The 10,592-nt window shown below is 62.2% G+C and carries 7 protein-coding genes and 1 pseudogene; 5 read left to right on the top strand and 3 right to left on the bottom strand.

Translation table 11 applies throughout. From position 1 onward, the window contains the following. Both AB4Y32_RS39780 and AB4Y32_RS39775 read left to right on the top strand, forming a co-directional pair. Positions 1 to 161 (top strand): annotated as a pseudogene (locus AB4Y32_RS39780) (Crp/Fnr family transcriptional regulator); the annotation flags it as partial. An 89-nt stretch (positions 162 to 250) separates the two neighbouring features. After that, on the top strand, positions 251 to 439 hold the full coding sequence (locus AB4Y32_RS39775) for a hypothetical protein (RefSeq protein WP_368726480.1): 189 nt from the start codon (positions 251 to 253) through the stop codon (positions 437 to 439). 248 nt (positions 440 to 687) lie between these two features. Here AB4Y32_RS39775 and AB4Y32_RS39770 read toward each other — a convergent pair whose 3' ends face one another. Then, on the bottom strand, positions 688 to 1,749 hold the full coding sequence (locus tag AB4Y32_RS39770) for a glycosyltransferase (RefSeq protein ID WP_368726479.1): 1,062 nt from the start codon (positions 1,747 to 1,749) through the stop codon (positions 688 to 690). A gap of 436 nt (positions 1,750 to 2,185) precedes the next feature. Between AB4Y32_RS39770 and AB4Y32_RS39765 the strand changes: the two genes are divergently transcribed. Further along, positions 2,186 to 3,463 carry a flippase gene (locus AB4Y32_RS39765; RefSeq protein ID WP_368726478.1) on the top strand — a complete coding sequence of 426 codons (1,278 nt, stop codon included), beginning with the start codon at positions 2,186 to 2,188 and terminating at the stop codon, positions 3,461 to 3,463. A gap of 187 nt (positions 3,464 to 3,650) precedes the next feature. Beyond that, entirely contained in the window at positions 3,651 to 6,800 is a 3,150-nt protein-coding gene (locus AB4Y32_RS39760) for an acetoacetate--CoA ligase (protein WP_368726477.1), read from the top strand. Positions 6,801 to 6,945: 145 nt separating this feature from the next. Here AB4Y32_RS39760 and AB4Y32_RS39755 read toward each other — a convergent pair whose 3' ends face one another. Together AB4Y32_RS39755 and AB4Y32_RS39750 are read right to left on the bottom strand one after the other, a co-directional pair. Next, positions 6,946 to 8,973: a hypothetical protein gene (locus AB4Y32_RS39755; protein ID WP_368726476.1), complete on the bottom strand. Its 2,028-nt coding sequence runs from the start codon at positions 8,971 to 8,973 to the stop codon at positions 6,946 to 6,948. Further along, positions 8,974 to 9,141, bottom strand: coding sequence for a hypothetical protein (locus tag AB4Y32_RS39750; protein WP_368726475.1), 168 nt, complete (start codon positions 9,139 to 9,141; stop codon positions 8,974 to 8,976). A 738-nt stretch (positions 9,142 to 9,879) separates the two neighbouring features. Between AB4Y32_RS39750 and AB4Y32_RS39745 the strand changes: the two genes are divergently transcribed. Further along, positions 9,880 to 10,592: Crp/Fnr family transcriptional regulator (locus AB4Y32_RS39745; protein ID WP_368726474.1), on the top strand; the 713-nt coding region annotated here is incomplete at its 3' end.

The raw sequence follows: 10,592 nt of genomic DNA, 5'->3' as shown, positions 1-10,592 counted from the left end.
GCGACGGCCTCATCCATCACAGCCGCGGGCACATCCGCATCCTCGACCGCAAAGGCCTCGAATCCCGCGCATGCGAATGCTACTCCATCATCAGCCGCGAATTCACCCGCCTCTTCCCCGATATCAGGGAGTGCGAAGCGACGTCGGATTCCGAGGCCTGAGGTCCGTCGCCGGCCGGCTCGCCCGCGACGAGGTGCGGTCACGACGGACCGCCGCTGCCGCCCGAGCCGCGTGAGCGGGCGCGGCGCGAGTGCGAACGCCTCGCGCTGGCGCGGCGGCGACAGGCCGCGCTGAAGAAGAAACGCGACAGCCGAGCGTGCCCGCGCCGAAGCGACGCCCCGGCTCGCCTCTGAAGGGCATTGGCGAAGCGGGCGCGTCGCGCCTCGCGCTCGAACTCTTCAGTGCGTCTGGGGTCCTGAAGCCGATCACGCGCGATTGACGCATCAGCGGGTGCCTGCTTCGGCCTGTTGTCCCGCATCCCGGCTGGCGCGATGCTGTTACGCTCGATCGTCAGACGCAAACCATTCGCCATTCGGGGTACTAAACCTATCGCTTACAAAAAGCGAGATCGACGCTGTCAGTCGGGCTGTGATGTCCAGCGTCGCGTGTCGCGAAAAGCACGCCGCATATCGCACTCGACACGGGACGGACCCGCATCTCCGCCCGGGTGGCGCACGGCGGCGTTGTTCAATAGCCGCGCAGCCTGGTTCGCGTCGCAACAGGCATCAGGCGGCTCATGCGAAATACGCCCGCCAGCAAATCTTTCAGTGCACTCTTTGGTCCTTTTGCCCACACATCCCCGCTACGGTAGCCCCCCGAGGCGAAAATCCGTGCGAATAGCCCGAACCGGCGAAAGAGCCTGGTGCAGTTGTACAGCTCGACGCGCTCACGATATAGACGCGCAATCGCACGATACTTGTCCGCACCGGCCAGCGCTGCGGCCGCGTGTGGATTTTCCGGACACTTCGCAATTTCCTCGAGAATCGCGGCTCGCCGCTCGAAGGCGAGCGCATGATTCTCCCAGCGAGGCAGACATTCAAAGAGAAAGTGCACCGCCTGCGATAGCGCAGACGCACCGGCCCAACGTGTCAATGTCGCCGCAGCGGAATGTCGGCGGTAACGGGCAAGGGTGGAGTCGATGTAGACAACGGCGCCGAAGACATTGGCGAGAAAGAAAAACCACTGGTCGTGGCCTTCCTGGTTGTGAAAATCATTGGCGTCGACTGAGCGATCCCACAGAGCAGAAAACTGTACGAGCCGCCGCTCGAAAACCTGTGTGAACCCCAGGGCGTGCCGCATCGGATCGATGCTGAGCGGTGGGTTGTACGGCCCGGCGAGCGCGTCTCTTGCCAGGGTGTCGATAGGATTCAGGTCACTGTCCGTCACGACCGCGTTGTGGCAGACCATGAGCGCGTCGGTGGACTCCAGCGCTTCCATGCAGCACTGGAGCTTGACGGGCGACCATACGTCATCCTGATCACAGAATGCGATGACGTCCGATCTGCACAGGGTGGCCGCCCGCATGAAATTGGCTCGATAGCCAAGCCGCTGCTCGTTTTCATAAACGTACACCGGAAAAGGCGCGGTGCGGGAGAACCCGGCGAGGATGGCCAGCGTTTCATCCGTCGAACCATCATCCGTAACGATCAACTCCGCAGGCAGCCACTGTTGCGACGCCAGGCTCTCGAGTTGCGCGGACAGATATCGGGCACCGTTATAGGTAGCCATCGCTACGGATACAGACTTCATGACTCTAGCTCCTGCAGCAGGATGAAGATCCCGTCGGGTGGGAACCCTGGATGACGACCACACAACGGGGCGCGCTACATTGCGGTAGGCTCGGCGCGCGGTTGCGTCGGCTACGGTCCGTCGATTGACAAGCAAACATCCATTCGCGGGCGAAAGCGTGGATAGGCTCGCCCGGTTGTTTCTATCATGAAGATCTGGCTGCCGTATGTGGCATAGCTCGCATCGCCGGTGAGAACCCGCACGCAACAGGCTGATTTCCCGTCATGAGGAGCGCGATTCAGTGCGCCCAGGCGAGATAGGTAATGTGCGCATGCGAACGGAGCATACGCAGCAGGTCTGCTCCAATGCAGTACCGGTTTGCAATCGGGGCTGCAGCGACGCGCGCGCCGAGGCTGAATAGCCAGCCAACATCCCATCGTTCACGACGAGGTTCCCTTTGTCGGCAAAGAAGAACGCAATGGCGCTGTACGCGATACAGGCTTGCAATTTCCTCGTGCCCCTGCTGGCGCTTCCTTGGCTTTCACGCACGCTCGGACCGGAGAAGTTCGGCCAGATCGGTTTCGCGCAGGCGTTCATCCAGTTCTTCATCATGCTGACGGACTTCGGATTCGACCTGACCGCCGCGCGAAAGATATCAATCAATCGCGACAACCCGGTCGAGCTCGCCCGTGTCTACTGGACCATTACGATAGCGAAAAGCGGGCTGGCTGCCCTGAGTATCCTGATCATCGGTGTGCTGCTGCTATGCGTGCCCGGCCTGCACGCGGATCGATGGGTAATCATGATCGGTTTTCTCGCAGTGGTGGGCACCGTGCTCAACCCGCTATGGCTATATCAGGGCCTCGAAAGAATGCCCTATATGGCGCTGGCCAGCCTGCTCTCGAGGATCGTGTGCCTTGTGCCCTTTTTGCTGTTCGTCAGATCGCCGAGGGACTATCTGATCGCCGCCGTGACGCTGTTTATTCCGTTATTGCTGTCCGGCGTCTGGCTGACGGGTGCAGCGCATCTGAAGGGCCTGATTGCTTCCTGGCAACGGGTCAGGTGGGCCGATATCCGGGAGCAGTCGGTGGAAGCGTTCCACATTTTTTCCGGATCGGCACTGACATTCCTGTATACGTACGCGAATACCGTGGTGCTCCGGTTCATTTGCGGCAACGTTCAGGTGGGCTACTACGTGACAGCGGACAAGCTGGTCAGTCCGATCCGGCAGTTGCTTTGGCCGCTCGTCCAGACCATGTTCCCGCGAATCTGCCAGTTGTACGCGCAGGGAGAAACCGTTGCCGCGGAAGGTATCGTCAGGAAGCTGATTCTGATTGTCACGCTGTTCAACTCGCTGGCGATTCTTGCTGTCTATCTCGTGGGCGACCGGCTGATTCTGCTGTTCTTCGGCATGCGCTTCATGTCGGCATTGCCCATGCTGAAAGTGCTGATTTTTTTGCCACTGATCCTTGCGCTCGCAATCATCTTTCTTCAAATGCAGCTGGTCGCACAGGGACAGCTGCGCTCGCTCAAGCGTATCTATGGAATGGGTGCGGCATTTCACGCGATCCAGACGATAGGACTGGTCATGTGGCTCGGGGCGCTCGGAACGGCCATCTCGGTGGTCCTGACCGAAACGTTCGTGACGGGGCTCATCTATTACGAGTGCCGCAAGCTGCGCCATCGCGGCCCAGCTTTCAAGCCTTCCCTTAGCATCGGAGACCGGACTGCCTGATCGGGGCCCCCGCAAACGGTTGGCTAGCGAACAGATTGCGCGCGATGCTGATCTTAACGTTTGAATTCGAGCCGGGCCTGTTTGGCCTGGGGGAACTGCTCGCGTGAGTGCCGCGTCGCAGACGCGAGGTGGGCGGACGCTCAAGCGCACAGCGCGAGACACGGGTTATTCGGAAAGGGCCACGGAAATGGACAATCTGCTCGATTTGACCGATCACGCCGCGCCCGCCGCGGGTCCCGTTTATGTTCCGCCTGCGGAACGTATCACTGCATCGCAGTTGACAGCCTTCACGGCGGCCCTGCGCTTGCATACGGGCGAGGCGCTGGAGGACTACCCTGCGCTGCATGCTTTTTCGGTTCGGGACTACCAGACCTTCTGGCGGTTTTTCATAGACTGGGTGCCCGGGCTCAACCATGCCGGAAATCCCGATCCCGTTTGCCTTGGCGATGCATGCGAGCAGGCGGAGTTCTTTCCTCACCTGGAGCTAAGTTACGCGGATAACCTGCTTGGTCTCGAGGTGGCTCCCGCTAGCGCGCCGGCGCTTACTGCGTGCCATGCCGACGGCAGCAGGACACGCCTCACGCGCGGCGAGTTGCGGGAGCGCGTCGCGCGTCTGGCGGCAGCGCTGGAGGGACTCGGCCTGCAGCGTGGCGACCGGGTTGCGGCAGCGATGCGCAATGACGAACACGCGATCATTGTCGCGCTTGCGGTAACGGCGATCGGCGCAACGCTATCCACGGCATCCATCGAGATGGGTGGCGAGGCATTGCTCGATCGCTTCGATCAACTGTCGCCGAAGATGCTGTTCGTCCATACGTTGTCGCCTTCGCCGGATGGCGGCAGCGTGCCTATGGACGGTGTCACGAAGCTCGTCGCTTCGCTCGGGTCGGTGCAGCATGTCGTCGTTCTCGACGAGGGGCCGCTGACGGTCCAGTGCGCCTCGCCGGTTCATCCATTGGAGCGCCTGATCGAGGGCGGGTGCGCCGCGAGCTTCGTATGGCAGCGCTTCCCGTTCAACCATCCACTTTTCATCATGTTTTCGTCGGGCACGACGGGCAAACCGAAATGCATCGTCCACGGTGCCGGTGGCGCGCTGATCGAACATCTGAAGGAACACCGCCTGCACAGCGACCTCGCTCCGGGCGACAAGCTTTATTTCCATACGTCGTGCGCATGGATGATGTGGAATTGGCAACTCTCCGCGCTCGCATCAGGCGTCGAGATCGTGACCTACGATGGTCCGCTGGCGAACGTCGATACGTTGTGGAAGCTGGTGGCCGACGAGCGCGTCACCGTGTTCGGCACCAGTCCCGCGTACCTCAGGATGTGCAGCGAGGCGGGGCTTGAGCCCGGGCAACAATTCGATCTTGGTGCGCTGCGCGCAATGATGTCGACGGGGGCCGTGTTGTTCGACGCGCAATTCCGCTGGGTACTGGAGCACGTGAAGCCGCTGCAGGTCCAGTCGATTTCCGGCGGAACGGACATTCTCGGGTGCTTTGTGCTTGGCAATCCGAATCTTCCTGTGTGGCTCGGAGAGGCTCAGTGCCGCAGTCTCGCTCTCGATGTGCAGGCTTGGGAGGCGGGAGGTCCGGCACCAGGGGTCGGCGAGTTGGTATGCACGAATCCCTTTCCGTCGCGGCCGCTCGGTTTTTATGGCGACGCCGATGGGTCACGCTTTCATGAGGCATATTTCAGCGAGAATCCCGGCGTCTGGACACATGGCGACCAGATTGAGTTTGTGCCGCGCGGGGGCGCACGACTGCATGGTCGTTCGGACGGCGTGCTCAACGTGCGCGGCATCAACGTCGGGCCGGGCGAGATCTATCGTGTATTGAGCGACTTTGCGCAGATTCGCGAGTCCATGGTGGTGGAGCAGCGAATCCGTGAGCACGGCGACGCCCATGCATATGAAAGGCGTGTGGTGCTTTTCGTCGCGCTGGAGCGTGGCATGGTTCTCACGGGAGAGCTGAGCTCGCGGATACGCCGCGAGCTGGCGCGTCGAACGTCGCCCGCACATGTGCCGGACGTCATTCTCGCTGTCGACGAATTGCCTGTGACGCATAGCGGCAAACTGTCCGATGCGGCGGTGCGTAACGCGGTGAACGGACTACCGGTGAAGAACACGGCGGCATTGCGCAACCCCGCCTCTCTCGATGCAATCAGGCAGCATCCGGGGTTGGTGACGGCAGCAGCGAACGCGCCGGCCAAGCCATTGCCCCCCGTCGGGGAAACTGCCGCTGAGCTTGAGGGATATCTGATTGCGTTGTGGGAGAAGCTGTTCGGCTTTTACCCGATCGGCCGAGACGATAATTTCTTTGATCTTGGCGGAGATTCGCTGCTGGGTGCGGCGCTCGTGTCCGAAGTCGAGGAGGCGACGGGCAGCAAGGTGACGCTTGCGACGCTGCTGGTTGCGCCAACCATCGCGGCGCTGGCCGCGGAAATCCGCAGCGAAGTGCGCTCGACGGTATCGCAGACGCTCGTGCGAATGCGCGACGGTGCCGGTATGCCGGTGTTCTGGATTCACAGCATCGCGGGCACAGTGATGGAGTGCCTGCGCGTCGTGGGAGCGATGAAGAGTCCACGGCCGTTCTATGGGCTGCATGCAAAGGGAGTCAACGGCGACGAGGAGCCTCTGCGCGACGTGAGCGAAATGGCATCGAGCTACATCCGCGAAATTCGCAAGGTTCAGCCGCATGGACCGTATACCTTGATCGGCTATTCGTTCGGAGGCCTGGTTGCCTTTGAGATCGCGCAGCAGCTGCATCGCAGCGGCGAGCGCATTGGCTTGCTGTGTCTGCTCGATACACACGTAAACGACGGCTGTCTGCCGTGGCGGGACTGGCTCAGTTATCAGGCGCGCTATGCGAAGCGTCAATGGCAGCAATGGCGCGAAGTCCAGCCATCGCAGCGCTGGCGTTTCCTGTCGGCAAAACTGGCCGGCATGGTCGACAAGATTCGTCTTCAGCGCGGCCAGATGGCGCACAATCCGGAGCCGGAGATCGTCCATATGCCGCCGGCATTACTGCGGATGCGCGAGGGGATGCGCGTCGCCATGGCAACCTACCGACTCGACGCGTATCAGGCAAGTCCGCTTCACTACGTGCGGGCAACCGTGCGAGTGTCCAACATGTGCGATCCGTTGCCGGCGTGGCGCCACGTCGCCCGGCGCGGCCTCGAGATCTCGCAGACGGGAGGCGGTCACGTGGATATGATTCTCGGGCGTAACGTCGAGCCGCTGGCGTCACTGCTCGATCGCGTACTCACTGGAGGTGGAGCGAGCGGCTCATCCAGCGATCTCGGCTTTGGGGCGATGCTCGAGGGAAGTGCTCCGGCGTAGAAAAGGTGCCCCGCCGTACAGTTCGGCATCTTGTCGAAGTGCATCGAGGTGATCGTAATGCCTGGATCGATGGGTTTCTGATCTTTCCAGGATTCTCAGCCTGATTGCGTTCCCCCGCACAGCGGCAGATGCGTGCAAAACATTGTCACCATCGCATCCAACGTTTCATCAAGCGGCATGCGCTCCTCGCGCAATATGCGCTCTCGATTCCGAGCTGCAGCGGCCAGCGCAAGGCTGGAAACATCAGGGCAACGGCACCTTCCTTCCACAAGGCTGTGCGGGCCTGACCCATTCGCTTCACGAGGCTTGTTGCCGGGGCGGCATCTGGCGAGTGCACGACCTCGTCTCGACCAAAGTCGCGCGAGCGGTCTACGACCCGTAATGCTGCGCTTCCGATGGCGTCGGGAAAGATGAGGGCTGCATGGATCGTCGGCCAGGCCAGGTCGGTGTCGCTGGCCAGGCGCCGGAACCAGTCTTTGGAATCAAGCGCGTCCAGGTAGGCGATGACACCGGAAAGCGCGGGGGAGCGCTCAGTCTCAAGGATTTCACGCCAGCCGGCTTGCTCCAGATTCGACTGCGCGATCCCGTCGTGCCAGGTAAAGAAACGCACACTGGGCAGCCTCGGCTCGAACAACGCCTCGATCAGATGCCAGTAGCGCAGCACGGACGTGCGCGGCTCGAATGGGTTATATCCGTCCTTGTCTACCGAGAGCCCGGCGGTTCTGGCGAAGTGAGACGCATCGAAACCTTTGTAATTGCACCGGGCGAACAGCACACATTCCCATTCGAACTCCGGATGACCCGCCTGGAGAAGTCGGAGCGTACTTCCATAGAGGCCCGTGTCACACAGAATGATACGTTTCGCCTTCCCGATACAGTGACGAAGGTGGCTGACGAACAGTTCGTCCTGCTCCTCGAGCATCTGTCGAACGCGCCGGCCAGCAGCCGTTCCCCTCAAGAGCTTGAAGAATCCCTGTGCTTCGAAACTGGTATTCCATTCAGGGCCGAAAATGTCGTCAATGGCGGCGACGGCTCGTGCGGTGTCGGCCATGGTCGCTCCCGAGAACTCACGTGCGAGTTCATCCGACGCAGCGGCGGACTCAGCAAGAATCGCCGCTCTCGCTGCAACCACCCGAGAAATCATCAAATCGCTTCGGCGCATGTCGAGCGGCAACCCGGTACTGCGCATGAACGCCTCAAAGGCGACGCGCATATTGAGACCACCCCGTGCGCAGAATGCCACTGTGGTTTGCTCGCTTGTCGATGCCGTCGATAGATAAAGCCAGAGTCGCATGCAGAATTCGGCGACGATCGGACCCAGGGTGCGCTCGCCGAAACGCCTCAGGTAGTCCGTGCGCCCGTCATTGCGCCTTGGGGCTTTCGGAAATTCGCTTCGGCGGCGCAGCGCTTCGAACAGCGTCCCGTCGAGACGTCGCAGCGCGACGTGACGGGAGCTTCGCGGCAGATGCAGGCAAGCCGCTCCAAGCTTTCGCGGCATACGGACATCCGCATGCCTGTCGTCGCCGATATGAATAAGATCGCTGAACGGCGTGGCCTCTTCGCGAAGCACCGCCGTGAAGATCTCGCCGCTTCGTTTGGTCAGCTGCAGATCTGCACTCGTGTATAGCCTGTCGAGTACGTTGCGACCGATGACGGCTTCCATGAGGGATTGGAGATGGCTGGCGGAAAGACTCGTATCGCTTATTCCAATCACGCGCACGCCCCGCCCACGCAGTTCCTCGAGCCTGCCGATCAACGCGCGATTCGGGTGAAGAAGTTTTTGCTCGACGAGTAACTCCGCGCGAATGAGCTCCGCAATATGGTCTCGCGGCAAACCGAGCAATATCACCTGCCGCTCGAGAATGTCCTCGATGCGGACTTCGCCGCGCCGGCCCGAAGTGTCGAGTTCTTTGTACGCGGAGTGCTGCGCTTCCCAGCGAGCCCGACGCACGATTGCTGCCGTCGGGCCATCGATATCTGTCGACACGCGGCTGACGAAGACACGGGCGATCATGGACATGCGGCGCCGCTCCGAAACAGGACGGCGCAGCAAGATCGTGTCGAAAATGTCCGTCGAAACCAGGTTCCCCGGTCCGGCGCAGGCCAGGAGGTTTCGATCGCTCGCGCGGCGCGGTGCGCCGGCAGGATTTGACTGCATGGTCCCGAGACGCATTCAAAGGACTCCCGTGATGACGACGGCGACGCAGGGGCAATGGCCGGTTCCTGTAGCGCCGATGATCGCGCCCAGGATGGATTTTTTCGGTTCGTTAGACAACGCCTGATTGACGATCGGGGTTGCATGCGGCGACGAACGTATCAGACGCTCGTCACGGCGATTCATCTGCGATTCGCCGCTCTTGCCCTTCGTGTGTTCAGTCCGGATACAAATCTGTGGCACAGCGCCGCCGCACGGCAGCGCCGCGCCGCAAATCCCCGCTCAAACCCCGCCCGCCCCAGGCACACCGTGCGGTGCCGCACCAACCCTCACGCTGCCGCTCTTGCCAGCAGCCCGCCCCCGCCTCCGGGCGCCCTTGCATTTCTGTCATGCTGTGCGCTTGCCCACACTGGCCATGCAACATTTCTGAAACAGTTTCGACGCCCGGCTCCTCCCGCCCCCGGCGTCCCCTTCACCGCTGCTCGCGCAGCACTCCTACCGTCTTGCACCCTGCCCCACTCGCCCCACGGCACCCCGCTGCGCAGCGCCCTCTGCCCGTCCTTGCCGCACTCCGGCACCCGTCGGCCTCGCCTTCCCCTCCCCCCGCGGCGCAGCATCCCGCGCCCGCGGCCGTACACTTTTGAAACAAAAATCCCCCTCCCGATGCCTGTCATGCCGCCCGCCTCCACCGCACCCCGCACCAGTTCTCGCCTGCCTCGCATTGGCATGCTTCTGGCTGAACTGCCTGCGCCTGCCGGCGCATCACCAACCTATCCATAATCCGCACCGGCTACGGGGCAATACGGGGCTAGCCCCTGCCCGACACAGCCTGCCTGCAGCAAGGCAGCCCTGGCCGTCGCCCGCAGGAGCCGGAAAAGACCAACACAGCCGTGCACACGACGGCTTTATCAAGCGGCACTCACCATGCTCACTCTCCAATCCGACCTGCACGGCAACCATCTGCTCGGCGCCCTGCCTGCCCACGAATGGCAGGCCCTCACGCCGCATCTCGAACTCGTTCACCTGCGCACCGAGCAGCTGTTGTGCGATACCGCCCAACGCATCCATCACGTCTACTTCCCCACCACCGCCATCATCTCCCTGCTCTCCACCATGGAAGACGGCGGCTGTGTCGAGATCGCCTCCGTCGGCCGCGAAGGCATGACCGGCGTGCCCGTGCTCACCGGCGGCGAAACCATGCCCAACCGCGTGCAGGTCCAGTGCGCCGGCTTCGCCTACCGCATGAGCGCTCACGCCCTGCGCCAGCACTTCGCACGCTCCGAGTTCATGCGCCGCCTCATGCTGCTCTACATGCACGCGCTGCTCACCCAGGTCGCCCAGACGGCCGCCTGCAACCGCCATCACTCCCTGAGCCGCCAGCTCTGCCGATGGCTGCTGCTGGAGACCGACCGCTGCGCCTCCTCCGAGCTCAACATCACCCAGCAACTCATCGCCGACATGCTCGGCGTGCGCCGCGAAGGCATCACCGAAGCCGCCGGCAAACTCCACAGCGACGGCCTCATCCATCACAGCCGCGGGCACATCCGCATCCTCGACCGCAAAGGCCTCGAATCCCGCGCATGCGAATGCTACTCCATCATCAGCCGCGAATTCACCCGCCTCTTCCCCGATATCAG

The organism is Paraburkholderia phymatum (assembly GCF_040965635.1).
Taxonomy (GTDB): Bacteria; Pseudomonadota; Gammaproteobacteria; order Burkholderiales; family Burkholderiaceae; genus Paraburkholderia; species Paraburkholderia phymatum_B.
Note: the sequence above shows the minus strand (reverse complement) of the source record. Positions and strands in the feature narration are given on the sequence as shown.